22 protein-coding genes and 1 riboswitch are annotated in these 23,237 nt (G+C 70.0%); of the genes, 12 read left to right on the top strand and 10 right to left on the bottom strand.

Translation table 11 applies throughout. The features are described 5' to 3' along the window. Positions 1-9: 9 nt before the first annotated feature. Positions 10-1,017, bottom strand: a complete 1,008-nt coding sequence (locus tag ABD056_RS14790; RefSeq protein ID WP_343867808.1) for a bifunctional riboflavin kinase/FAD synthetase — start codon at positions 1,015-1,017, stop codon at positions 10-12. A 220-nt stretch (positions 1,018-1,237) separates the two neighbouring features. Between ABD056_RS14790 and ABD056_RS14785 the strand changes: the two genes are divergently transcribed. After that, positions 1,238-2,449 (top strand): argininosuccinate synthase, encoded by a 1,212-nt coding sequence (locus tag ABD056_RS14785; RefSeq protein WP_343867806.1) that lies wholly within the window; start codon positions 1,238-1,240, stop codon positions 2,447-2,449. A gap of 74 nt (positions 2,450-2,523) precedes the next feature. On the opposite strand, the gene folE is transcribed toward ABD056_RS14785, so the two are convergent. The 4 genes from folE to metZ form a co-directional block, all read right to left on the bottom strand. Then, positions 2,524-3,153 carry a GTP cyclohydrolase I FolE gene (gene folE / locus ABD056_RS14780; RefSeq protein WP_425545044.1) on the bottom strand — a complete coding sequence of 210 codons (630 nt, stop codon included), beginning with the start codon at positions 3,151-3,153 and terminating at the stop codon, positions 2,524-2,526. Positions 3,154-3,318: 165 nt separating this feature from the next. Continuing rightward, positions 3,319-3,711, bottom strand: a complete 393-nt coding sequence (gene apaG / locus ABD056_RS14775; protein ID WP_343867802.1) for a Co2+/Mg2+ efflux protein ApaG — start codon at positions 3,709-3,711, stop codon at positions 3,319-3,321. Between the two features lie 476 nt (positions 3,712-4,187). Next, the gene (locus ABD056_RS14770; RefSeq protein ID WP_343867800.1) at positions 4,188-4,532 is read right to left on the bottom strand and encodes a hypothetical protein; all 345 of its coding nucleotides are present in this window, start codon (positions 4,530-4,532) and stop codon (positions 4,188-4,190) included. A 127-nt stretch (positions 4,533-4,659) separates the two neighbouring features. Continuing rightward, complete coding sequence (gene metZ / locus ABD056_RS14765) at positions 4,660-5,874, bottom strand: O-succinylhomoserine sulfhydrylase (protein ID WP_343867798.1); 1,215 nt, start codon at positions 5,872-5,874, stop codon at positions 4,660-4,662. A gap of 60 nt (positions 5,875-5,934) precedes the next feature. Further along, a riboswitch (SAM riboswitch) is annotated at positions 5,935-6,012 on the bottom strand. A gap of 347 nt (positions 6,013-6,359) precedes the next feature. Here metZ and rnk point away from each other — a divergent pair. The 6 genes from rnk to ABD056_RS14735 all read left to right on the top strand — a co-directional run bounded on the left by rnk (position 6,360) and on the right by ABD056_RS14735 (position 12,488). Then, positions 6,360-6,773 carry a nucleoside diphosphate kinase regulator gene (rnk, locus tag ABD056_RS14760; protein WP_343867797.1) on the top strand — a complete coding sequence of 138 codons (414 nt, stop codon included), beginning with the start codon at positions 6,360-6,362 and terminating at the stop codon, positions 6,771-6,773. 261 nt (positions 6,774-7,034) lie between these two features. Continuing rightward, a complete protein-coding gene (locus ABD056_RS14755; RefSeq protein WP_343867795.1) occupies positions 7,035-8,528 on the top strand; it encodes a tyrosinase family protein in 1,494 nt (497 codons plus the stop codon). Positions 8,529-8,590: 62 nt separating this feature from the next. Then, a complete protein-coding gene (locus ABD056_RS14750) occupies positions 8,591-9,112 on the top strand; it encodes a hypothetical protein (protein WP_343867792.1) in 522 nt (173 codons plus the stop codon). Positions 9,113-9,257: 145 nt separating this feature from the next. Then, positions 9,258-10,658 carry a threonine synthase gene (thrC, locus tag ABD056_RS14745; protein WP_343867790.1) on the top strand — a complete coding sequence of 467 codons (1,401 nt, stop codon included), beginning with the start codon at positions 9,258-9,260 and terminating at the stop codon, positions 10,656-10,658. Between the two features lie 12 nt (positions 10,659-10,670). Continuing rightward, positions 10,671-11,930 carry a M16 family metallopeptidase gene (locus tag ABD056_RS14740; protein ID WP_343867788.1) on the top strand — a complete coding sequence of 420 codons (1,260 nt, stop codon included), beginning with the start codon at positions 10,671-10,673 and terminating at the stop codon, positions 11,928-11,930. Between the two features lie 105 nt (positions 11,931-12,035). After that, positions 12,036-12,488: a hypothetical protein gene (locus ABD056_RS14735; RefSeq protein ID WP_343867786.1), complete on the top strand. Its 453-nt coding sequence runs from the start codon at positions 12,036-12,038 to the stop codon at positions 12,486-12,488. 10 nt (positions 12,489-12,498) lie between these two features. Here the strand turns inward: ABD056_RS14735 and ABD056_RS14730 are convergent, their stop codons facing one another. Further along, positions 12,499-13,389, bottom strand: a complete 891-nt coding sequence (locus ABD056_RS14730; protein ID WP_343867785.1) for a LysR substrate-binding domain-containing protein — start codon at positions 13,387-13,389, stop codon at positions 12,499-12,501. 95 nt (positions 13,390-13,484) lie between these two features. On the opposite strand from ABD056_RS14730, the gene ABD056_RS14725 reads away from it, so the two are divergent. Further along, positions 13,485-14,699 (top strand): MFS transporter, encoded by a 1,215-nt coding sequence (locus ABD056_RS14725; protein WP_343867783.1) that lies wholly within the window; start codon positions 13,485-13,487, stop codon positions 14,697-14,699. A 71-nt stretch (positions 14,700-14,770) separates the two neighbouring features. On the opposite strand, the gene phbB is transcribed toward ABD056_RS14725, so the two are convergent. The 3 genes from phbB to ABD056_RS14710 all read right to left on the bottom strand — a co-directional run bounded on the left by phbB (position 14,771) and on the right by ABD056_RS14710 (position 18,635). Next, a complete protein-coding gene (phbB, locus tag ABD056_RS14720; RefSeq protein WP_343867781.1) occupies positions 14,771-15,499 on the bottom strand; it encodes an acetoacetyl-CoA reductase in 729 nt (242 codons plus the stop codon). Positions 15,500-15,959: 460 nt separating this feature from the next. Next, a complete protein-coding gene (locus tag ABD056_RS14715; protein WP_343867779.1) occupies positions 15,960-17,132 on the bottom strand; it encodes an acetyl-CoA C-acetyltransferase in 1,173 nt (390 codons plus the stop codon). A gap of 141 nt (positions 17,133-17,273) precedes the next feature. Then, the gene (locus ABD056_RS14710; RefSeq protein ID WP_343867777.1) at positions 17,274-18,635 is read right to left on the bottom strand and encodes an alpha/beta fold hydrolase; all 1,362 of its coding nucleotides are present in this window, start codon (positions 18,633-18,635) and stop codon (positions 17,274-17,276) included. A gap of 360 nt (positions 18,636-18,995) precedes the next feature. On the opposite strand from ABD056_RS14710, the gene phaR reads away from it, so the two are divergent. The 3 genes from phaR (at position 18,996) to ABD056_RS14695 (ending at position 20,844) form a co-directional block, all read left to right on the top strand. After that, entirely contained in the window at positions 18,996-19,649 is a 654-nt protein-coding gene (phaR, locus tag ABD056_RS14705; protein WP_343867775.1) for a polyhydroxyalkanoate synthesis repressor PhaR, read from the top strand. A gap of 179 nt (positions 19,650-19,828) precedes the next feature. Beyond that, entirely contained in the window at positions 19,829-20,185 is a 357-nt protein-coding gene (locus ABD056_RS14700) for a hypothetical protein (RefSeq protein ID WP_343867774.1), read from the top strand. A 257-nt stretch (positions 20,186-20,442) separates the two neighbouring features. Beyond that, positions 20,443-20,844 (top strand): helix-turn-helix domain-containing protein, encoded by a 402-nt coding sequence (locus ABD056_RS14695; RefSeq protein ID WP_343867772.1) that lies wholly within the window; start codon positions 20,443-20,445, stop codon positions 20,842-20,844. An 87-nt stretch (positions 20,845-20,931) separates the two neighbouring features. On the opposite strand, the gene ABD056_RS14690 is transcribed toward ABD056_RS14695, so the two are convergent. Further along, the gene (locus ABD056_RS14690) at positions 20,932-21,573 is read right to left on the bottom strand and encodes an EF-hand domain-containing protein (RefSeq protein ID WP_343867770.1); all 642 of its coding nucleotides are present in this window, start codon (positions 21,571-21,573) and stop codon (positions 20,932-20,934) included. 250 nt (positions 21,574-21,823) lie between these two features. Here ABD056_RS14690 and ABD056_RS14685 point away from each other — a divergent pair, with 250 nt between their 5' ends. Continuing rightward, a complete protein-coding gene (locus ABD056_RS14685) occupies positions 21,824-22,975 on the top strand; it encodes a PQQ-dependent sugar dehydrogenase (protein ID WP_343867768.1) in 1,152 nt (383 codons plus the stop codon). Positions 22,976-23,237 lie beyond the last annotated feature (262 nt).

Below are 23,237 nucleotides of genomic sequence, written 5' to 3'. Positions count from 1 at the left end.
GCCTGAGGGTCAGGTCGGGGTGCCGGCGGGCGGCGGGGCCGACCACGGCACCTCGGCGGCGACGCCAGCCTGAACCGGAAGTTCGGCGAGAATACGGCGGGCGGCGGTGCTGTCGTCGGCGATCTGACGGCGTAGCTCCTCCAGGCCGGAAAACTTGCGCTCCGGCCGCAGGTGCTCCACCAGCGCCACCCGCAGGTGCTCGCCATAAAGGTCGGGGGCGGTGTCGAACAGGTGCACTTCCAGCAGCAGCGCCTGCTTGTCGAAGGTGGGGCGGCGGCCGAAGTTGGCGACGCCGTCGTGCCAATGGGTCTGGGCGCCGCGGTCGATGCCGGCCCGCACGGCATAGACGCCGGTCGCCGGCCGCAGCAGCTCGCCCAGCGAGACGTTGGCGGTGGGGAAACCGATGGTGCGGCCGCGGGCGTCGCCGTGCTCCACCCGGCCCTCGATCTCCCAGTAGCGGCCGAGCAGCCGCGCCGCTTCCTGCGGCTGGCCGTCGCGCAGGGCGGTGCGGATGTTGGTGGAGGAATAGACGGTGCCGTCGGCGGCGGTGATGGAGCCGACCGAGGTGACGTCGAAGCCGTATTCCACCGCCATGCGGCGCAGGAAGGCGACGTCGCCCTGGCGGCCCTGGCCGAACACGTAGTCGGCGCCCACCACCACATGGCCGACACCGAGGCCGGCCACCAGCACGTCGCGCACGAACTCTTCCGCCGTGCGGGCGGCGAAGGCGGCATCGAAGTGCTGGGCATGGAGGAAATCGAGGCCGATCGCCTCCACATGCCGCGCCTTGGTGCGGAAGCTGGTCAGGCGGAAGGGTTCGAGGTCGGGCCGGAAGACGATGCGCGGATGCGGCTCGAAGGTCATTGCCCCCGCCGGCCGGCCCTGCTGCCGTGCCAGCCGCAACGCGGTGCCGAGGACCGCCCGGTGGCCCAGGTGGACGCCATCGAAGTTGCCGAGGGCGACGACCGCACCCCGCACGTCGGGCGAGACCTCCTCGTAGTGGCGGAAGATGCGCATGGGCGCTGCGGGCGACTCTCTGAGGTTGACCGGCGGGACCAGACCCTGTCCCTGATGGAGGGTCAAGGGGTAGAGCATAACGCGCGCCGAGGCAAGCATGGCGCACCGGGTGGGGAACGGCCCCGCCGGGGGGCCGCGCGCGGGCCTTGTGCGGCCTGCGGCATCGCCTATACTGCGCCCTTCGCCAATTCCCACACTTATGGTTCAAGGGCGCATCATCATGAAGAAGGGCGACGTGAAGAAGGTCGTGCTGGCCTATTCGGGCGGCCTCGACACCTCCATCATCCTGCGCTGGCTGCAGGAAGAGTACCGTTGCGAGGTGGTCACCTTCACCGCCGACATCGGCCAGGGCGAGGAGCTGGAGCCTGCCCGCAAGAAGGCCGAAATGCTCGGCATCAAGGAGATCTACATCGAGGATCTGCGCGAGGAATTCGTCCGCGACTTCGTGTTCCCCATGTTCCGGGCGAACACCCAGTACGAGGGCGTCTACCTGCTCGGCACCTCCATCGCCCGCCCGCTGATCGGCAAGCGCCTGATCGAGATCGCCGAGGCCACCGGCGCCGACGCCATCTCCCACGGCGCCACCGGCAAGGGCAACGACCAGGTGCGCTTCGAGCTGACCGCCTATGCGCTCAAGCCCGACATCAAGGTCATCGCGCCGTGGCGCGAGTGGGACCTGAACAGCCGCACCAAGCTGATCCAGTACGCCCAGGACCACCAGATCCCCATTCCCAAGGACAAGCACGGCGAGGCGCCCTATTCCATGGACGCCAACCTCATGCACATCTCCTATGAAGGCAAGGCGCTGGAAGACCCCTGGGTCGAGCCCGACGAGGATATGTTCCGCCTGACCGTCAGCCCCGAGAAGGCGCCCGACAAGGCGGAATACATCGAGGTCGAGTTCAAGCAGGGTGACGCCGTCGCCATCAACGGCGAGAAGCTGTCGCCGGCCGCGCTGCTCACCAAGCTGAACGAGCTGGGCGGCAAGCACGGCATCGGCCGCCTGGACCTGGTGGAGAACCGCTTCGTCGGCATGAAGTCGCGCGGCGTCTACGAGACCCCGGGCGGCACCATCCTGCTGGTGGCCCACCGCGCCATGGAGAGCATCACTCTCGACCGCGAGGAAGCGCACCTCAAGGACGAGCTGATGCCGCGCTATGCGGAACTGATCTACAACGGTTTCTGGTTCGCGCCGGAGCGCCTGATGCTGCAGGCCGCCATCGACCAGACCCAGAAGAACGTCAACGGCGTCGTGCGCCTGAAGCTCTACAAGGGCAACGTGACCGTGGTCGGCCGCCAGTCGCCGAACTCGCTCTACCGCATGGACTACGTGACGTTCGAGGAAGACACCGTCTACGACCAGTACGATGCCAACGGCTTCATCCGCCTGAACGCCCTGCGTCTGCGCCTGGGCAAGATGGCCCGCGGCTGAGGCCGGACCTCCGTCGGAACGGAAAGGGGCGGCACCGCAGGGTGCCGCCCCTTTTGCTTGCCCGCCTTGCCGGCTCAGTACCCCGAGCGGTCGCCGCCGATGAGGGACATGAACTCGCGCCGGGTGGTCGGGTTGTCGCGGAAGGCGCCCAGCATGCGGCTGGTGACCATGGTGACGCCCGGCTTGCGCACGCCGCGGGTGGTCATGCACTGGTGGGCCGCCTCGATCACCACGGCGACGCCCTTGGGCTGCAGCACGTCGTTGATGGCGTTGGCCACCTGGGCGGTCAGCTTTTCCTGGATCTGCAGGCGCTTGGCATAGATCTCCACCACCCGCGCCAGCTTGGAGATGCCCACCACCCGGCGTTCCGGCAGGTAGGCGATGTGGGCCTTGCCGATGATCGGCACCATGTGGTGTTCGCAGTGGCTTTCGATGCGCACGTCGCGCAGCAGCACCATCTCGTCGTAGCCGTCGGTTTCCTCGAAGGTGCGGCGCAGCACGTCCTCGGGGTCTTCGTCATAGCCGGCGAAGAATTCCTCGTAGGCGCGCACGACGCGGGCGGGGGTGTCCACCAGCCCTTCGCGGTCGGGGTTGTCGCCGGCCCAGCGCAGCAGGGTGCGGACGGCGGCCTCGGCCTCCTCGCGGGTCGGGCGGCTGCCGGTCGCGGCGGTGGAGGCGGCGGCGGCATCGCGGAAGTCGCGCACGGCGCTGGGGATCTTGACGGCTTTGGTATCGCTCACGGGCTCAACTCCCATCTCTCGGTCCGCCGGGCGGGCCGGCGTCTCCTATGTCGTGCGGGGTGGCAGCGGGCGCAACCGCCATTCGCTTCCTCCGAACGGGTCAGGTCTGTCTACGGGGGTGGTGCCGCCTCAGTTCACCGCCGCGCGGTCGTGGGGGCTGTCGAGGGAGAAGGCCGGCACCGCCGCCTCGAACTGCTCGCCGTCCTCGTCCACGAAGCCGTAGGCGCCGACCATGATGCCCGACGGCGTCGGCAGCGGCGTGCCGCTGGTGTACTCGAAGCTGTCGCCGGGGTGGATGACCGGCTGCTCGCCGACCACGCCGGCACCGCGCACTTCCTGCACCCGGCCGCCGGCGTCGGTGATGCGCCAGTAGCGGTTCACCAGCTGCACCGAGGTGGGGCGGCCGTTGGTGACGGTGACGTGATAGGCCCACACGAAATGGCCGCCGCCGGGCGACGACTGGTCCTCCAGGAAGACGGGCCGGACGCGGATGGTGATGCCGTTGGTCGTCTGTTCATACATGCGGGAAGGCCTTCGTCGGTGACCGCCCGCGGCGGACGGGCGGGCGCGCGGGCGCCCTGACAAGGTAGGGTGCGGCGCCGGCCAGTGCAAAAAAAATCCCCGCCGGAGGCCGGCGGGGAAGGCAGTGAGAGAGAGTGAGAGAGTAGAGAGTCGAGATGGACCTCGGGGAAGGAAACGGCACTACCCCCCTTGGGGTTCCACCCCGGCATAGAAATATTTCGGGTCGGCGTGTGGCCGGCGCAACCCCTTCAACCGAAGGGAGGGGGCAGGCCATGCCGGACCCGTCCCGCCGAACCCCCCGCACCCGCCCGCACCGGCGCGGACGCAGGGGAACCCTGGCGCCGGCAGGAACCGCCGGCGCAGGACGCCGATCCCACCTTTCGCGAAGGCTGGAAACGGCGCCCGGTATGCCGTCTACGCCCGAAGGCGGAGGCCGGCGCAGCCGGGGGAGGGCGGTTGCGCCCTCGGTCCCCGTGCTATTGCATCCATAAGTCCACGCCCATGCCGCGGGCGAGGGCCGAGGTCTGCACCTCCGGGTTGTTCCAGGTGGCGTCGACCACCCGCGCAAAGAAGGCGTCGCGGCAGCCGAGCGCGGCGTCGCCGCCGGCCGCCCAGCACTCCAGGGCATCTTCCGCCGGCGCCAGGGCGTAGGACGGCGTGCCGCCCTCTTCCAAGCCGTCGAGCAGGCTGCGGGCGTCGGCGATCTCGCCGAGCATTTCTTCCGGCAGCGGATCGGTGGGGTCGGCCGCCAGCGCGGGCGCCGCGGCGCCTCCCAGCGCCAGGGCGGCGGTCAAGGCGGCGGCAAGCGCGAACCGTGTCATGGTGTCCTCCTTCGCGTGCCTGTCCAGTTGTTCCAGTCTGTAAAAACAACGTGGCGACACGCGGGCAGGTCCCGTGACCATTTTCGGGCAGTCCTTACGCCGCCTTTACATCGGCGGCCAAAGTCTTCTAGCCCAAGGCAATTTCCAGATCGCGGACGAGATCGCCGGCATCCTCCAGGCCCACCGACAGCCGCAACAGGCCCGGAGTCAGCCCCTGTGCCACTTTTTCCTCATCGGGCAGCGAGGCGTGGGTGGTGGTGGCGGGATGGCAGATGAGGCTCTTGGCATCGCCCAGGTTGTTGCTGATGTCGATGAGCGACAGGCGGTTCAGCAGCCGGAAGGCCGCGTCCTTGCCGCCCTCCACCTCCAGCGCGACGATGGTGCCGCCGCCGCTCATCTGGCGGGCGGCAAGGTCGGCCTGCGGATGGCTGGGCAGGGTGGGGTAGATCACCCGCGCGATGCCACGGCCGACCCGGCTGTCCAGGAAGGCGGCGACCCGCTCGGCGTTGGCGACGTGCCGCTCCACCCGCAGGTCCAGCGTCTCCAGCCCCTTCAGCAGCACCCAGGCATTGAAGGGCGACAGGCAGGGGCCGGTGTGGCGCAGGAACATGCCGATCTTGTCCTCGAACCACGTCTGGTCGTTGGTGAGGATGGCCCCGCCGAGGCAGCGGCCCTGGCCGTCGATGTGCTTGGTGGTGGAATAGACCACCACGTCGGCGCCCAGCGCGAAGGGCTTCTGCAGGATGGGCGTCGCGAACACGTTGTCGACGATGACCAGCGCCCCGGCGGCATGGGCAAGGGCACTCACGGCCGCCAGGTCGACCAGTTCCAGCGTCGGGTTGGAGGGGGTTTCGATGAACACCGCCTTGGCCGGGCGCTCGAACGCCCGCTGCCAGTCGGCGAGGTCGGGGCCGTGGACGAACTCCACCTCCACGCCCCACTTGGGCAGGATGTCGGCGATGATGTAGCGACACGACCCGAACAGCGCCCGGCTGGCCACCACCCGGTCGCCGGCCTGAACGGTACATGCCAGCGCCGCGAACACCGCCGCCATGCCCGAGGCGGTGGCGCGGCAGAAACGGGCGCCCTCGATCAGCGCCAGCCGTTCCTCGAACACGTCGATGGTCGGGTTGCGGAAGCGCGAGTAGACGAAGCGGTCCTTGTCGCCGTTGAAGCTGGCCTCGGCCTCCTCGGCGCTGTCATAGACGAAGCCCGAGTTGAGGTAGAGCGCCTCCGACGTCTCCGAGAAGCCGGAGCGGTTGACGCCGCCGCGCACCTGGCGGGTGCGGGCGGACCACTCGGCGGGGCCGAAGGCGGCGGGGGAATTGGTGTCGTGGGTCATGGCAGCGGACCTCCGAAAACAAAAAAGCCCCGACCGGATAAGCGATGCGGTCAGGGCTTCCCTTCGGACGCCTCGACCTTTTAGCGAATTGTTTTACGTGGCCGCAAGCCGGTCGACCAAATCACCACGTTGCCTTCTTCCCTAACGGAAACCGCCGGGGCGGTCAAGGCCGCCGTGGCGGGCGGCGGCGGGGCGGCGACTCGCCCTTGACGGCGGCGCGCCGGCACCGTTCAATGGGTCCATGCGACAGAAAACGACCATCGTCCGCTTCACCCTCACCGCCGGCTGCATCCTCGCAGGCTAGCCGGCCCCGGTCGTGCGCCCGCTGCGGCCGACCGGCCGGGGCCGCCGCACCGGGTTCTGCCGCACTGTCGGCCCCGTCGCATCCCCCTGATCCGCTCCGCCCGCTGCGCCATCGGCGCCGGCGGAGCCTCGCCGTTCCAACGGTTCCGATCCCGATTCCGTGCCCGTTCAAGGAGGCCGCCATGACCGCCGACACCACCGTCGCCCGCCCGCCCGTGTTCGTCACGCCCGAGGACTTCAACCGCCTCTACACCCTGGCCGAGGATGCCGCCCGCCGGGTGCCGGCGGTGGCCGACTACCTGCTGGACGAACTGGAGCGCGCCACCCAGGTGCCGGCGGCGCAGCTGCCACCCGATGCGGTCACCATGGGCAGCCGGGTGCGCTACCGCGACGACGCCACCGGCCGCGAGCGGACGGTGACGCTGGTCTTCCCCGGCGAGGAAAACGCCGACGCGGCCGCCGTGTCGATCCTGACGCCGGTGGGGGCGGCGCTGTTCGGCATGCGCGCCGGCGCCGCCATCGACTGGCAGACCCCGGGCGGCGAGCGCCGCACCCTGACCGTCCTGGAGGTGGAGCCGCCCCGACGCGACGGGTGAGGGGACCGAGGGGGGGGCTGGAGATCAGGTGCCTTCAGCCGCCGCCTCCTGCATGCCCGGACCGGACCCGCGCCTCCCCTGTCCGTTGGCGGGACTCGCGGCACCCGCTCCGCGAGAAAAATATCCCCCGACTCGCCCTGGCGTCTTTACCTCCCTCCCGTTCGTGGGTATCAATCACAGGCAGCGCTAACATCTGCGATTCGCCTGAGGTTGTGCCGATAGCGCAACTCGCATGGACTTTAGCGAGAAGGGGAGGGTGTGATGCAACGTAGGGATTTCATGAAGCTGTCGGCGGCCGCTCTGGCGGCGCCGTACATCGTGACCGGGGTGTCGGGGGCGGCCCGGGCCGCCGGCGGTGGCAAGCGGGTTCGGCGGGACGTCATGAAGATGGACGCCAGCGATCCGTTCTTCCGCCAGTACGCCCAGGCCGTCGCCGCCATGCACAACCTGCGGAAGGACGATACCCGCACCTGGCGCAATCAGGCGCTCATCCATCTCCACCACTGCCCGCACCACAAGGAAGACTTCGTCCACTGGCACCGCTGGTACCTGAACTACTTCGAGCAGATCTGCGGCGAGCTGATCGGCGAGCCCGACTTCGCGCTGCCGTACTGGAACTGGTCGGAGAACGGCGGCCGCATCCCCGATCCGTTCTATGATCTGGAGCCGCTCAACGTCGTCTTCTGGAACGACAAGAGCGACGCCCAGTCCGACAACTGGGGGCCGGACGAGGTGGTCACGGTCGGCGTGCGCGGGCTGACCAAGGGCGTCGGCCTGCAGGACCGCGAGGCGCCGGGGCAGGACTTCTTCTCCTACGAGAAGATCCGCACCATCCTGGAAAGCCCGACCTTCGAGATCTTCACCAACCAGCTTGAGCGCCAGCCCCACGACAAGGGCCACGTGATCGTCGGCGCCATGCCGCAGGGTCAGCCGCAGGGCCACATGGGCGACGGCATGTCGCCGCTCGACCCCATCTTCTGGCTGCACCACTGCAACATCGACCGCCTGTGGGCGCAGTGGGAGGCGGCGAGCCCCGAACATCGCACCGTCATCTCGCGCAACTACGACTACTCCAACAACTTCGTCGACGCCAAGGGCAACCCGGTGCCGGTGGCCGATGCCAACTCGGCGGTCGATCTGAAGAACTTCGACTACATCTACGACACCATGCAGGCCTCGGCGGTGGAACTGGCCGGCGTGCTGGAAGGCGCGCCGCGGGGCGAACAGCTCCTGCTGGCTGCCTCGGCGGTGTCGGCGGTGCCGCAGGTGCTGGGGTCGGTGGCCGTGAAGGACCGCGCCTCCCTGACCGAGGCGGCGACGGCGACGGTGGCGGCCGGCAACCTGACTGATGCTATGTTCAGCTCGCGCGTGTTCTGGGCGGCCAGCCCGCTGGCGGTCACCTCGCCGCGCCTGGCGGTGGCCAACCGCCGCATCTACGCCACCCTCGGCATCACCGATGCGCCGGGCACCTCGCCCATGCTGGTCAACGTCTACGTCAACCGCCCGAAGGATACGACGGTCACCGGCGGGCCCTACTTCACCGGCTCGTTCGCCTTCTTCGCGTCGGCCAAGGGGCACCATGCGGCCGATCAGAAGGTGATCATCGACATCACCGGCGCCCTGCACGAGCAGGCGCAGGCGGGGCTGCTGACCTCCAGCGACGTCACCATCGACCTGGTTCCGGTGCCGGCGGTGGAAGGCGCCAGGACCGACGACAGCTTCGTGCTGTCCAAGGTTGACCTGGAGGCCATCTGACCGCATGTCACCGTCTCGGGGGCCGGCGCATCCGCCGGCCCCGTCCGCCGACGAGACCGCCGATGGTTGTCATGCCCCCCGTTGCCGCCCTGGTCGCCGTCTTCCTGACCGTCCTCGCCCCGGCCCCGCCGGGGGCGGGGGAGGGAGCAGGCACGGCCTTCGCCGCTGAAGGGGCAGGGGCCGCCGCGACGGGCGCCGAGGCCACCGGCACCGCCGCCGCCCGCGCCACCGTGGCGGTGACGGCGGCCGACGCCGATGCCGCCGGCCGCGGCGACGGTTACCTGACCCTGCTGCTGGAGCCGGTGCGGACCGTCCCGCGCGAGCCCTATCTGGTGGTGATCGAGGCCCGCCCCGGCAACGCCCCCGAGGCGGAGGCGGAGCCCATCGGCAGCGTCGCCTTCCACCCGCCGCCGCGCGACGGCGACGTGGGCGAGTTCATCCTGACCGTGCCGCGCCGGCTGCTGCTGCGGGCGGCCGATGACGGCGGCCTGGTCGTCTCCGTGCGCCTGATGCCGGCGGCCGAAGGCGGGCGGCTGACCACCTCCGCCCTGCGGATCGCCGGCGCCAGCCTCCGCCGCCCTTGACCCGGCCTTGCCGCCGCCCCACATGGCGCGCCTCGGTGGGGGCGGTGGGGTGGTGGTCGGTGTTGCCGTGCGGTTCCCCGCGCGGTACCCTGCGCGCCTCTGGACCATGGGGCGCCCGCGGCGCCGATCAGGGAGTGACGGGACGGTGAGGTATGTGAGCACCCGGGGCGAGGCGCCGGCTCTTTCCTTCGACGACGTGCTGCTGACGGGCCTCGCCCGCGACGGCGGCCTCTACGTGCCCGAGCACTGGCCCACCTTCACCGTCGACGAGATCCGCTCCCTGCGCGGGCTGTCCTATGCCGAACTGGCGGTGCAGGTGATGCGCCCCTTCGTCGCCGGCAGCCTGACCGACGACGAACTGACCGATCTGGCCAACCGCGCCTATGCCGGATTCGGCCATGCCGCGGTGGCGCCGCTCAAGCAGATCGGCCCGGACGTCTGGCTGATGGAGCTGTTCCACGGCCCGACGCTGGCGTTCAAGGATTACGCGCTGCAGTTCGTCGGCCATGCCTTCGAGCATGTGCTGAAGAAGCGCGGCAGCCGCATCACCATCGTCGGCGCCACCTCGGGCGATACCGGCTCGGCCGCCATCGAGGCCTGCCGTGACCGCGATGCCATCGACATCTTCATCCTGCACCCCAAGGGCCGCACCTCCGACGTGCAGCGCCGCCAGATGACCACGGTGCAGGCGCCGAACGTCCACAACATCGCGCTGGAAGGCACCTTCGACGACTGCCAGGACGCGGTGAAGGCGCTGTTCGCCGACACCGAGTTCCGCGACGAGATGCACCTGTCGGCGGTGAACAGCATCAACTGGGCCCGCATCATGGCCCAGGTGGTCTATTACTTCTGGGCCGGGCTGAGCCTGGGGGCGCCCGACCGCGGCGTCGTCTTCGCCGTGCCGACCGGCAACTTCGGCAACGTCTTCGCCGGCTATGTCGCCCGCCGCATGGGCCTGCCGGTGGAAAAGCTGGTGGTCGGGTCCAACAGCAACGACATCCTGACCCGCTTCTTCGAGACCGGCGCCATGACCATGGACGGCGTGGTGCCGACCCTCAGCCCGTCCATGGACATCCAGGTGTCGTCCAACTTCGAGCGCCTGCTGTTCGACGCCTATGAGCGGGACGGCCAGGCGGTGCGCAACCTGATGGCCGCCTTCCGCCAGTCCGGCACCTATACGGTGGCCGAGGAACCCATGGCCGAGATGCTGGGGCTGTTCGAAGGGCTGCGGCTGGATGACGAGGGCACCAAGGCGGTGATCGCCGACGTCTACCGCGCCACCGGCGAGGTGCTCGACCCCCATTCGGCCATCGCCGTTGCCGCCGCCCGCAAGGGCGGGCTGCCCGACGGCGTGCCGGTGGTGGCGCTGGCCACCGCCCACCCGGCCAAGTTCCCCGATGCGGTGGAAGCCGCCACCGGCCACCGCCCCGGACTGCCGGCCCGCCTGGCCGACCTGTTCGAGCGCGAGGAACGCTATGACGTGCTGCCCAATGACGTGGCGGCCCTGCGTACCCATATCCGCAAGACCCTTTCCGTTTCGTCGTAACGAGGACCCTGCATGAGCATTTCCGTCACCACCCTTCCGAACGGCCTGCGTGTCTGTACCGATCGCGTCGACACCGTGGAGACCGTCAGCCTTGGCGCCTGGGTGGACGTCGGAACCCGGCATGAGCCGGCGGAGATCAACGGCATCTCGCACCTGCTGGAGCACATGGCCTTCAAGGGCACCGAGACCCGTTCCGCCAAGGACATCGCCGAGGAGATCGAGAACGTCGGCGGCATGCTCAACGCCTATACCAGCCGCGAGCATACCGCCTACTACGCCAAGGTCCTGAAGCAGGACGCCGGCCTCGCCACCGACATCATCGCCGACATCCTCCAGCACTCGGTGTTCGACCCCGAGGAACTGGCGCGCGAGGAAGCGGTGGTGGTGCAGGAGATCAACCAGGCCGAGGACACCCCCGACGACATCATCTTCGACCACTGGCAGGCCGCCGCCTACCCCGACCAGCCGCTCGGCCGGCCGGTGCTGGGGACGGAGGAGATCGTGCTGTCGCTCACCCGCGACACGCTGATCGACTTCATGCGCGCCCGCTACACGGCGCCGCACATGGTGCTGTCGGCGTCGGGCAACATCGAGCACGACGCCTTCGTCGACATGGTGGCGCGCGCCTTCGAACGCCTGCCCGCCAGCCAGGGCGAGCCGGAGCCCGATGCCTCCTACCGCGGCGGCGAATACCGCGAGGACCGCGACCTGGAACAGGCCCACGTGGTGCTGGGCTTCGACGGCGTGCGCTACGACGATCCCGACTTCTACGGCATCCAGGTGCTGAGCCAGTTGCTCGGCGGCGGCATGTCGTCGCGGCTGTTCCAGGAAATCCGCGAGAAGCGCGGGCTGGTCTATTCCATCTACAGCTTCACCTGGAGCTACCGCGACTCCGGCCTGTTCGGCATCTATGCCGGCACCGGCGAGAAGGAAGTGGCGGAACTGATCCCGGTGATGACCGAGGAAATCCTCAAGGTCGGCCAGTCCATCGACGCCGCCGAACTGCAGCGCGCCAAGGCGCAACTGAAGGCCGGCATGCTGATGGGCATGGAAAGCACCTCCAACCGCTGCGAACAGCTGGCCCGCCAGCTGCTGGCCTTCGGCCGGCCGGTGTCGGTGGAGGAAATGGCGGCGGCCATGGATGCGGTCAGCGCCGACGACATCACCCGCCTGGCCCGCCGCATGGTGGAAACGCCGCTGACCCTGGCGGCGCTCGGCCCGCTCGACCGCCTGGAAAGCTTTGACGCCGTGCGGTCGCGAATCGCCGCCTGAGAACACACTCCCGCCGTACCACCCTGCGTTTAGCCATATTGACCACAAGTCTTATGCGGTCATAATGGCCCCACAGGCAAGGATGTGTGGCGGGAGAGCGGCGTCATGCGGGGTTTGGTGTACGGGCTGGTGGCCCTGGGGCTGATGGCGGCGGCGAGCGGAACCGCCTTCGGGCTGAGCGGCTTCAGCCGCGACGGCGGCCGCCCGGTGGCGCCGGTGCTGGGCGCCGACGGCGCCTACAGCGACCTTTACCAGCAGGTGGCGGCGGTGCCGGCGGAAGCTCCGCTGCCCGCCGAAACCGCCGTCGCGGCGCAGGCGGCGCTGACCACCCTGATCTCCCAGGCCGGCGTGCCCTGTGCCCGCCTGGATCACGCCCTGCGCGGCCGCGACGAGCACCCCGCCTATACCCTGGTCACCGCCCTGTGCGATTGCGCCGACGGCCGCGGCCGTCTGGTCAACGTCATGCTGTTCCAGTCCGGCCGCGCCGCCGCCCTGGCGCTCGGCGACGTGATGGTGGAGCGGACGGACGCCGGCGACGTGCGCTACTACGCCTTCTGAGGCGGGGCCGCTATGCCTCCGCCGACGGCAGCACCGACAGGAAGTTGGCCACCACCGGGCTGTCGTCCTCGGCGCGGCAGGCGGCGATCAGGTCCATGAAGGCGCCGGCATCGGTGATCGGCCGGAACGCCACCCCCGGCGCCGCCAGCCGCCGCAGCGCCTCCGGCACGATGGACACTCCCATGCCGACGGCGGCCAGGGTGACCACCGTCGACATCTGATGCGCCTCCACCGCGATGCGCGGCGTGAAGCCGGCGGCGGCGCACAGGGTCATCACCTTGTCGAACAGGCCGGTGCCGATGGCGCGCGGGTGCAGGATGAACGGCTGCCCGGCGAGATCGGCCAGCCCCACCGCCTCTGCCGCCGCCAGTGGGTGATCGGCCGCCAGCACCGCCAGCAGCGGCTCCCGCAGCAGCAGGCGCTGGGCGATGCCCACCATCTCCATGGGCTGGCCGGGGCGCAGGAAGCCGACGTCCAGCCGCCCGGCGATGAGCGCCTCGAACTGCGCTGTGGTCGGCATCTCGTTCAGCGACAGATGGACGTCCGGCCAGCGTTCGCGGAACCGCCGCACCGTCTGCGGCAGCAGCGGGTTGAAGGGGGCGGAGCCGGTGAAGCCGATCTCCAGCCGCCCGACCTCGCCGCGTCCGGCCCGTCGCGCCACCAGCAGCGCCCGTTCCGCCTGCGCCAGCACCGCCCGCGCCTCCGGCAGCAGCAGCCGGCCGGCGGCGGTCAGCTCCACCCGGCGGCGGTTGCGGCTGAGCAGGGCGGCGCCGACCTCCTCCTCCAGCGCCTGGATCTGCTGGCTCAGCGACGGCTGGGCGAGGCGCAGGCGGGCGGCGGCGCGGCCGAAATGCAGCTCCTCCGCCACCGCGACGAAATAGCGCAGCCGCCGCAGGTCCATCGCTCATAGCCTCCGCCTATCACCGGGCACAGAACTTTATATTGGACCAATCGCCGGTGCCGCGCCAGATAGGAGGGGAGGAGTATGACGCCACCATGACATCCCCCGTCCGCCCGCGCATCGCCGTGTTCGCCGCCGGCGCCGTCTCGTTCCTGAACCTCTACGCCACGCAGTCGCTGCTGCCGGAACTGACGCGCCAGTTTTCCGCCACCGAGGCGGCGGTGGCGCTGACCGTTTCCGCCGCCACGGTGTCGGTGGCGGTGACGGCGCCCTTTGCCGGCACGCTGGCGGATGCCATCGGCCGCAAGCGGACGGTCATCGGCGCCGTGCTGCTGCTGCTGGTGCCGACCCTGCTGGCGGCGCTGGCGCAGTCGCTGCACGAGCTGATCCTGTGGCGGCTGCTGCAGGGCCTGTGCCTGCCGGCCATCTTCGCCGTCACCGTCGCCCATATCAGCGAGCAGTGGCCGGCCGACGAGCGGGCCGACGTGACGGCGCTGTACATGGCGGGGTCGGTGCTGGGCGGCTTTTCCGGCCGCTTCGTGTCGGCGTTGATCGAGCCGCTGGCGGGCTGGCGCTTCGCCTTCGTGGCGCTGGCGGCGATCACCGTCGTCTGCGCCGTGGTGCTGATCCGCTGGCTCCCGGCCGACGCGCCGAAGCCGCCGGGGCGGCGCAGCGGCATCGCCGCGATCCTGGAGGCGTGGCGCGGTCACCTGACCAACCCGCGGCTGCTGGCGGTGTGCGTGGTCGGCTTCCTGATGCTGTTCACCCTGCAGGCGGTGTTCACCTGGGTGAACTTCCACCTGTCGCAGCCGCCGTTCTCGCTGACGACGACGCAGCTTGGCTTCATTTTCGCGGTCTATCTCGCCGGCGTGGTGGTGACGCCCACCACCGGCCGCCTGCTGCGCCGCTTCGGCGCTCGCGGCACGGTGGCGCTGGCGGCGGCGGTGTCGTCACTGGGGCTGGTCGCCACCCTGGCCGAGTCGCTGCCGGTGGTCATCGCCGGGCTGGCGGCGGGCGGCGTCGGCGTCTTCGTCACCCAGGCGGTCGCCATGGGCCGGGTCGGGCAGGTGGTGCCGAGCGGCGGCCGATCGTCGGCGGTGGGGCTTTATGTACTCGCCTACTACCTGGGCGGATCGGTGGGGCCGGTGGGGCCGGCGCCGGTGTGGCATGCCTTCGGCTGGCCGGGCGTGGTGGCGGTGGGCATCGCCGCGGCGACGCTGGCGGGGGTGATCGCGGCACTCGCCTGGAAGCCGGTGCCGGCCATCGTTCCCCAGCCGGACGCGCCACCGGCCCAGGCGCCCGCCGAATAGAAAAACTCCCCCGCACGGGCGCGTGCGGGGGAGTTTGAGCTTACGAGGAGCGGGCTCCCCGCAGGCCGGTCTTAGTACATGTGCTGGCCGCCGTTGATGGACAGGGTCGAGCCGGTGATGAAGTCGGCATCGTCCGCCACCAGGAACAGCACACCGCGCGCGATGTCCGACGCCCGGCCGAGGCGGCCCATGGGGATCTTGGCGATGATCTTTTCCAGCACGTGGTGCGGCACGGCGCGCACCATGTCGGTGTCGACATAGCCCGGGGCGATGGCGTTGACGGTGATGCCCTTGGCCGCACCCTCCTGGGCCAGCGCCTTGGTGAAGCCGTGGATGCCCGACTTGGCGGCGGCGTAGTTCACCTGACCGTACTGGCCGGCCTGACCGTTGATGGAGCCGATGTTGACGATGCGGCCGAAGCCGCGCTCGCGCATGCTGTCGATCACGCTGCGGCAGGTGTTGTAGCACGAGGTGAGGTTGGTGTGGATCACCGCTTCCCACTGCTCGTAGCTCATCTTGTGCAGCGTGCCGTCGCGGGTGATGCCGGCATTGTTGACCACCACCTCGACCGGGCCGAGGTCCTTGGTGATCTGCTCGATGCCCGCCTTCACGTCGTCAAAGCTGGCGACGTCGAACTTGTAGGCGGGGATGCCGGTTTCTGCCGTGAAGCGCTTGGCCGCCTCGTCGTTGCCCCCGTAGTTGGCGGCAACCTTGTAGCCGGCGTCGCGCAGATGCTCGCTGATGGCACGGCCGATGCCGCGGGTGCCGCCGGTCACGAGTGCAACACGTCCCTTGGACATTCAGAAACCCTCCCGATGATTGCGTCAGTGAAAACACGAACCCTGCGGCAACCGTTGTAGAAGAATCGGCGGCGGTAATAAAGCCCCGATTTCGGGTTAAAAAATGAAATTTAAGTACAGGAAGAGGCGCAAACACCCGCTGCGGCGCTCCCGGTGGGCGCCGTTGCAACGAAAGCGGGAGAGCTTCCGCGGTGCGGTGGTACCGCTTCGAGCGGCCGTGACAGGATAGCGCGACACCCCCGGTAATTAAATTATCCAGAGGTCGCCGCGCCCGCACCCTGCCGGCACGACCTTGGCAGCGGGAAGGAACCGCGGGAGGGGAAAGTTGTTCCAAAAAAATGCTACCCGCGCGGGCAGGTGGCGGCACAAGCAGAAGGGGCGGCGCCCGCAGGCGCCGCCCCTTCCGTCTTCACCTGGACCGGCCGCCGTCAGCGACGACGGCAGCGGGCCGGATGTGGCCTCAGCGCTCGACGCAGAGCGCGATGCCCATGCCGCCGCCGATGCACAGCGTGGCGAGGCCCTTCTTGGCGTCGCGCTTCAGCATTTCGTGCAGCAGGGTGACGAACACGCGGGTGCCCGAGGCGCCGATGGGGTGGCCGAGGGCGATGGCGCCGCCGTTGACGTTCACCTTGGCGGTATCCCAGCCCATGTCCTTGTTCACGGCAATGGCCTGGGCGGCGAAGGCTTCGTTGGCCTCGATCAGGTCGAGGTCGTCGACGCTCCAGCCGGCCAGTTCCAGCGCCTTGCGCGACGACGGGATGGGGCCGGTGCCCATGATCGCCGGATCGACGCCGACCGAGGCGAAGGAGGCGATGCGGGCCAGCGGCGTCAGGCCGCGCTTGGCGGCTTCGGCGGCGGTCATCAGCACCACGGCGGCGGCGCCGTCGTTGATGCCCGAGGCGTTGCCGGCGGTGACGGTGCCGTCCTTGCTGAAGGCCGGGCGCAGCTTGCCCAGGGCGTCGATGGTGACGCCGGCGCGGGGGAACTCGTCGGTGTCGAAGAGCTTCTCGTCCTTCTTCACCTTCACCGGCACCGGCACGATCTCGTCCTTGAAGCGGCCGGAGGTGATGGCGGCTTCCGCCTTGTTCTGCGAGGCGGTGGCGAACTCGTCCTGCTCGTCACGGGTGATCTGCCACTTGGTGGCGATGTTCTCGGCGGTGTTGCCCATGTGGTAGCCGTTGAAGGCGCACCACAGGCCGTCCTTGATCATGGTGTCGACCAGTTCGGTCGGGCCCATCTTGACGCCGCTGCGCAGGTAGGAACAGTGCGGCGACAGGCTCATGCTTTCCATGCCGCCGGCGACCACGATGTCCGACAGGCCGGCCTTGATGTTGGCGAAGCCGGCGGCGATGGTGCGCAGGCCCGAACCGCACACCTGGTTCATGATGTAGGCCGGGGTGTGCTGGTCGATGCCGGCGGCGACGGCGGCCTGGCGGGCCGGGTTCTGGCCCTGGCCGGCGCTCAGCACCTGGCCCATGATGACCTCGGACACCTCCTTGGCGTCCACCTGGGCGCGCGACAGGGCTTCCTTGATGGCGATCTCACCCAGCTTGGCGGCCGGGGTGCTGGCAAGGGTGCCGGCAAAGCTGCCGATCGGGGTGCGCACCGCGCTGACGATGACGATATCGGTCATGACGAGTTCTCCCTGGGTTCATCCAGGCCGTCGCCGCGCGCCCACGGGTTCGGCCAGTCCGTCCGCCCACACGAACGGGCGGCGCATTCTACCGGGCGATGGCACGTCCGGCAAACGATCTGTCGCACTGCAACATGACGGTCAAGGAACCGCCAGCCGCTTCCCCAGCCAGCGGGCGAGCGGCTGGTAGACCTCGCGGCCCGCATGGCGGCCGGTCATCATGCCGACATGGCCGAGCGGCACCTGCAGCGCCTGGGCCTGCGGACAGCGGGCGGCAAGGGCGAGGGCCGATTCGGGCGGCACGATGCGGTCGCGCGACGGAATGACGGCCAGCATGGGGGCGGCGATGGCCTCCGGCGTCACCGTCTCGCCGGCGATGCGCCACAGGCCGCGGCCGGGCAGGTTGTCGTCGTACCAGCCGAACAGGGTTTCGCGGGCGACGGCGGCGGTCAGCGGCACGCCGTCGTTCAGCCAGTCCTCCAGGGCGACGAACTCGCGCGCCCGGGCGCTGTCGCGGCGCATGGCGGCGAAGGCGCGGAACTTGCGGGGGATCATGCCCGGCTCCAGGCTGGCGAACAGGGCCTGCAGCAGGTCGAGCGGCAGTTCGTCGTGCAGGTCCATGACCGTTTCCAGCGCCTCCCCCAGGGCGGCCATCACCCGCTGCTGGCGGCGGCTGCCGGCGTGGAAGTCCCATGGCGCCGCCAGGGTCACCAGCGCCGCCACCGCGTCGGGCCGGCGCTGGGCCAGCGGCAGGGCGATGGTGCCGCCCATGCAGTAGCCGACCACCCCCACCCGGTCGCGCCCGCTGGCCTCGCGCACCCGGTCGAGCGCCGGCTCCAGCCGGTCGGTCACGTAGTCGCCGAGGCCGAATCGCCGCTCCGCCGGGCCGGGCGCGTCCCAGTCCACCAGGAACGGCTGGAAGCCGCGCCGGGCGAGGTAGCGCATGAAGCTGCGGCGGGCGGTCAGGTCGAGCACGTAGCAGCGGTTGACCAGCGACGGCACCACCAGCACCGCCGCCCCTTTGCCCTCGCCGTGGCGGGAGGGCTCGGCGGTGCCGCGGTAGTCGCGCACGGCGGTGGTGCCGCGCCGCCACAGCACCGGCGGATCGGTCAGCGGGCGGTGGTAGGGGTGGTCGCGGTAGGCCTGGACGCCGCGCAGGAAGGCATCGAAGCGCAGCCGCGCCTCGGCATCCAGGGCGGTGATGAAGCGGCGGCGGTCGTCAGGCGCCGTCAGCTGCGCCAGCAGGCCGGCGACGGCTTCGCCTGGCGGGGGCGGGGCCGGAGCCGGGGGTGGGGGCGGCGCCTCCGGCGCGGCCGGACTCGAGGTCGGCCACGCGCTGCTCAAGCGCAGCGATGCGGCGCAGGAGGTCAGGAACGTCCACCCCTGGGTCGCCAGATGCAGCGGCAGCGGCCGCGGGCCCAGGCGGCGGGGCGGGGCAGGCGGCGCCGTCGTCACCGGGTCCGGCGGCGGCAGCGTCGGGTCGGGCAGAAGGGTGGCGCGCATGGGCGGTGTCTCCGCCGGCGGAAGGGGCGGGGGAGGCGGCGGCGCGGGCGGCATCGGCGGCACCGGACGCGAAGGCGGCGGCGCCCTGGGTCATCAGGGTGAAGGTGCGCGACAGCGCCTCCACCATGGCAGGGTCCGACGCCATGGCCGACATCTGGTCCTGCCACAGGTCGAGGTAACGGCGCGCCAGCGCGTCTAGGTCAGGGGCATCCGACATGCCGGTGAATATACCAAAAACCCGCCCCTTCCACCATGGATGGTGTGGAGAAAGGCGATAACCTTCTGGAAAAATATGATACGTTTGCGGAAAACAGGGTCGGAGCCCAAGCGGGTAAAACCACTGCGGGGAAAAGTCTGGATATGGCTGAAGCTTCCAAGTCGCCGCGCGCGCCCATCACCATCAAGAAATACGCCAATCGGCGGCTGTACAATACGGCGACCTCCAGCTACGTGACGCTGGACCACCTTTGCCAGATGGTGAAGGACAACGAGGATTTCGTCGTCTACGACGCCAAGACGGGCGAGGACATCACCCGCTCGGTGCTGACCCAGATCATCGTCGAGGAAGAGGGCAAGGGCCAGAACCTGCTGCCCATCAGCTTCCTGCGCCAGCTGATCTCGCTGTACGGCGACAGCCTGGGCGACGTGGTGCCGCGCTACCTGGAAATGTCCATGTCGTCGTTCTACCGCAATGAAGAGCAGATGCGCACGCTGATGCAGAAGGCGGTGGAGGGCATGTTCCCGCTGCAGCAGATCGAAGAGATGAACAAGCAGAACATGGCGATTTTCGAAAGCGCCATGAAGATGTTCTCTCCCTTCTATGCCGAGGGCGGCAAGCCCGGCAAGAACGGCAGCGAGGGCGCCGCCGGCGGACTGGCGCCGGGCGAACGCTCGACCAACGCCGACCCGGTCCAGCGCGGCCAGGAAAACATCGACGAACTGCGCGCCCGCATGAATGCCATGCAGGCCCAGATCGACCAGCTGCTCGGCCGTCCCGGCGGCCGGGCGAAGTAATCGACCCTCTCCCTCCGGCCCGGTGCTGCACCGGGCGGAGCAGGGCTCTGCCCCGGCCGGATGCGCCGCCCGGAGCGGCCCAGATCCCCCCTCTGCGCCGGTGGTGCCACTCGCGCCGCCGCCTTTTCCATGGCTCAGTCGTTTCAGGAGCGTCTGTCGCGTCTTCCTGAGGTGAGCCCGTGTTCGTCGATCCGTCTTCCATTGCCCGTCGTCCTGCGTCGCCGCCGCTCCGTCCGGTGGCCGGCAGCGAGACCGCGCGGGCGGTGGCGGAGGTGGTGCGCGTCACCCTGCTCGACGATCTCGGCCGCCAGGACGCGCGCGAGCACCTGGCGCGGCAGCACCTGGCGGCGCGGCTTGGATTCGCCGCCCTGGCCGTGATGGAGGCGAGCCCGCCGCCGCCGGTGCCCTACGGCCTGCCGCATCCGGGGGCCGCCGCCGGCACCGCCCGGTATCGTGATGCCGCTGCGGCGGCGGGTGCTCCGTCGGCAGTGGACGCCGCCGCCGCGCCGCCCGCCGAGGACATCCTGGCCGTGTGACCGGTTCCCCTTTCCTACGGCATAGCTACTGCCCTGGTCAAAAGATATAAGACCCGCGTTCTACCTGTTGTTTTTCAATGGGTTGAACGACGGCGGCTAATACTTGAGCCTGATCCGGGAGTATTAGAAGCCGCTTGCGCACTGCGATAGAAAGGCGTATCCCGGAGGTTGAAATAACAAAACCGCGGATCATCCGCGGAGAGGCTGGCAGCAAAAGCCGGCCCGCAATTCACGCCGAGGGTTAAGGGGTTATTGCCATGAATCACATTTCCATGCCGCGCACCGGAAAGCCCACCAACCGGGCGACCGACACCGACAAGTACGTCGGCCAGCGCATCCGTGAACGCCGCATCATGCTGGGCCTGTCGCAGCAGCAGATGGCCGACATGATCGGCGTCACCTACCAGCAGGCGCACAAGTACGAGCGCGGCATCAACCGCATCTCGGCCGGCCGCCTGTTCGAGATCGCGCAGGTTCTGAACGTGCCGGTCAGCTACTTCTTCGACGGTCTGGAAGACGATCGTGGCGAAGACATGAGCCAGCGCCAGCGCATGTGCCTGGAACTGGCCCGCAACTTCAGCATGATCAACAACGAGCGCCACCAGGAGGCGCTGTCCCAGCTCGCGCGGGCTCTCGCCACCGCCACGCCGGCGGCGTAAGCCCCACCGCCTTCCGGGGGGAAGGAGGGAGAACCGCCGGTCCCGCAAGGGACCGGCGGTTTGCTTTTTGTGCGACAGGCAGGTCGCTTACTGGGCGGGCGCCGGGGTGGGGGCGGGGGCCGGCGCCGGGCCGCGCTTGAAGCCCTTGCCGCGCGGGCCCAGTTCATCCGGGGTGATGCGGCCGTCGCCGTTGGCGTCCATCATCTCGAAGCGGGCGTCCAGGTGGGCGGCGAACTCGTCCTTGGTCAGCGTGCCGCTGTTGTCGACGTCGAAGCCGCGGAACATGAAGGCGCGATGCTCCTGCATGCGGGTCTGCTGCGCCTCCGGCAGGGTCGACGGGTCCATGCCCGCCATGGGGCCGAAGCCGAAGGCCTGCGGGGTGGCGTTCAGGAACTCCGCCTCGCTGATCACGCCGTCCTTGTCGGTGTCGATGGCGGCGAAGCGCTGGTCGTGGTGGGCGCGCATCTCGTCCTTGGTGATGGCGCCGTCCTGGTTGGTGTCCAGCTGCATGAGGCGCTGCTGCATCATGCCGCCGCCCATCATGCCGGGGCCGCCCATCATGCCCGGGCCCTGGCCCTGGGTGCGGGTGAAGCCGTGGCCGTGGCCGTAGCCGGGGCCGAAGCCGCCGCCGCAGGCCCCGAAGCCGGGGCCGGCGACCGCCGCGCCGGCAACGCCCAGGGCGCCGACGACGGCAGTGGCGACGAGCAGGGTCTTGAGGGTGGTCTTCATGGTCTGTCTCCTGTGGCAGCCGGGGGGACCGGAGGCCCGGCCCCGGCGGGGTGTCCTGCGGTCGGGGGCGTCTCGCTCCTCGACCCTGAAACCCAGTCTGCGCCCCTTCGGTAACGGGGTGATGTCGCCGCCACCGCCAGTTGGTAACAGAGTGTATCGCGCTGCCGGGGCCTCTCCCGATGGCGAGGCAGGCTTGCATCCGGCAGCCGCGGGCATATGTGGGAAGCTCCTGCTGCAACCGGAGGGTTCCATGCCTGCACACCGAGTCGCGCCCGTCGCCGCCGTCCTTGCCGCCGCCCTGCTGATCGCCGGGCCGCCGCCGGCACCTGCCGCGGCGCAGGGGGTGGAGCGGTCGCAGCAGGCGTCCTTCCGGGTGGAGACGGTGGCCGGCGGGCTGGAAAACCCCTGGGGCCTCGCCTTCCTGCCCGATGGCGCCATGCTGGTGACGGAACGCCCCGGCCGCCTGCGCCTGGTGCGCGACGGCCGGCTGGAGCAGGCGCCCATCGCCGGCACGCCGGCCGTCTTCGCCGCCGGCCAGGGCGGCCTGCTGGATGTGGCGGTGCATCCCGACTTCGCCAGCAACGGCCTGGTCTATCTGTCCTATGCCGGCAGCGGCGACGGCGGGGCTGGCACCGAGGTGGCGCGCGGGCGCCTCGACCTGCAGGCCATGCGGCTGACCGACGTGGAGACCATCTTCGTCGCCGCGCCCAAGACCGGCGGCCGGGCGCATTACGGCTCGCGCCTGCTGTTCGCGCCGGACGGCAGCCTCTACGTCACCCTCGGCGATCGCTACAGCCACATGAAGGAGGCGCAGAACCCCGGCACCCACCTGGGGTCGGTCATCCGCATCACCGACAGCGGCGGCGTGCCGGCCGACAACCCCTTCGCCGGCCGCAGCGATGCCCGGCCGGAGGTCTTCACCTACGGCCACCGCAACGTCCAGGGCATGGCCCTGCACCCGCAGACCGGCGCCGTCTGGACCCACGAGCACGGCCCGCGCGGCGGCGACGAGGTGAACATCCTGAAGCCCGGCGCCAACTACGGCTGGCCGGCGGTGACCTATGGCGTCGACTACTCCGGGGCGGTGATCTCCGACCGCAGCGAGGCGCCGGGCATGGAGCCGCCGCTGGTCCACTGGGTGCCGTCCATCGCGCCGTCGGGCATGGCGTTCTACAGCGGCGAGGCCTTCCCGCAGTGGCAGGGCGACCTGTTCATCGGCGCCCTGGCCGGCGCCCACCTGCGGCGGCTGGAGCTGGACGGCGACCGGGTGACGGCGCAGGAGGAACTGCTGGTGGACCTGAACGCGCGCATCCGGGATGTCCGCAGCGGGCCGGACGGCTTCCTCTACCTGCTCACCGACGCCAGCGACGGCCGCCTGCTGCGGCTGGTGCCGGCGTCGTAGGGCTGCGCCCGGCGGCAACCAGCCGGCGATGAGTCCGCTCATCGTCGGCTGGCCGGCGCGACTGCGCCGCGCGGCTTGTGCCGCGGGAGCCAAGCGGCCGCGAGGCCGCGCCCGGCGCGTGAGGGCGAACAAAAACTAACCCGGCGCGACTGCGCCGCGCGGCTTGTGCCGCGTGAGCCAAGCGGCCGCAAGGCCGCGCCCGGCGCGTGAGATACCGTGTCGGGCGTCAAGTCGGGACGAAGGGGCGGCGGGTTTTCATGAC

Source organism: Caenispirillum bisanense (assembly GCF_039523075.1).
Taxonomy (GTDB): Bacteria; Pseudomonadota; Alphaproteobacteria; order Rhodospirillales; family Rhodospirillaceae; genus Caenispirillum; species Caenispirillum bisanense.
The sequence above is the reverse complement of the archived record's forward strand: the minus strand, read 5'-3'. Positions and strand labels throughout refer to the sequence as shown.

Bases quoted from the DNA above. Each gene is read 5' to 3' on its own strand.
- ABD056_RS14740 (WP_343867788.1), top strand. From the start codon at position 10,671: ATGAGCATTTCCGTCACCACCCTTCCGAACGGCCTGCGTGTCTGTACC.
- rnk (WP_343867797.1), top strand. From the start codon at position 6,360: ATGACCGCCGACACCACCGTCGCCCGCCCGCCCGTGTTCGTCACGCCC.
- ABD056_RS14730 (WP_343867785.1), bottom strand. From the start codon at position 13,389: ATGGACCTGCGGCGGCTGCGCTATTTCGTCGCGGTGGCGGAGGAGCTG.
- apaG (WP_343867802.1), bottom strand. From the start codon at position 3,711: ATGTATGAACAGACGACCAACGGCATCACCATCCGCGTCCGGCCCGTC.
- metZ (WP_343867798.1), bottom strand. From the start codon at position 5,874: ATGACCCACGACACCAATTCCCCCGCCGCCTTCGGCCCCGCCGAGTGG.
- ABD056_RS14735 (WP_343867786.1), top strand. From the start codon at position 12,036: ATGCGGGGTTTGGTGTACGGGCTGGTGGCCCTGGGGCTGATGGCGGCG.
- ABD056_RS14785 (WP_343867806.1), top strand. From the start codon at position 1,238: ATGAAGAAGGGCGACGTGAAGAAGGTCGTGCTGGCCTATTCGGGCGGC.
- phbB (WP_343867781.1), bottom strand. From the start codon at position 15,499: ATGTCCAAGGGACGTGTTGCACTCGTGACCGGCGGCACCCGCGGCATC.
- ABD056_RS14770 (WP_343867800.1), bottom strand. From the start codon at position 4,532: ATGACACGGTTCGCGCTTGCCGCCGCCTTGACCGCCGCCCTGGCGCTG.
- ABD056_RS14725 (WP_343867783.1), top strand. From the start codon at position 13,485: ATGACATCCCCCGTCCGCCCGCGCATCGCCGTGTTCGCCGCCGGCGCC.
- ABD056_RS14715 (WP_343867779.1), bottom strand. From the start codon at position 17,132: ATGACCGATATCGTCATCGTCAGCGCGGTGCGCACCCCGATCGGCAGC.
- phaR (WP_343867775.1), top strand. From the start codon at position 18,996: ATGGCTGAAGCTTCCAAGTCGCCGCGCGCGCCCATCACCATCAAGAAA.
- ABD056_RS14790 (WP_343867808.1), bottom strand. From the start codon at position 1,017: ATGCGCATCTTCCGCCACTACGAGGAGGTCTCGCCCGACGTGCGGGGT.
- ABD056_RS14750 (WP_343867792.1), top strand. From the start codon at position 8,591: ATGGTTGTCATGCCCCCCGTTGCCGCCCTGGTCGCCGTCTTCCTGACC.
- ABD056_RS14710 (WP_343867777.1), bottom strand. From the start codon at position 18,635: ATGCGCGCCACCCTTCTGCCCGACCCGACGCTGCCGCCGCCGGACCCG.
- ABD056_RS14695 (WP_343867772.1), top strand. From the start codon at position 20,443: ATGAATCACATTTCCATGCCGCGCACCGGAAAGCCCACCAACCGGGCG.
- ABD056_RS14685 (WP_343867768.1), top strand. From the start codon at position 21,824: ATGCCTGCACACCGAGTCGCGCCCGTCGCCGCCGTCCTTGCCGCCGCC.
- ABD056_RS14690 (WP_343867770.1), bottom strand. From the start codon at position 21,573: ATGAAGACCACCCTCAAGACCCTGCTCGTCGCCACTGCCGTCGTCGGC.
- ABD056_RS14755 (WP_343867795.1), top strand. From the start codon at position 7,035: ATGCAACGTAGGGATTTCATGAAGCTGTCGGCGGCCGCTCTGGCGGCG.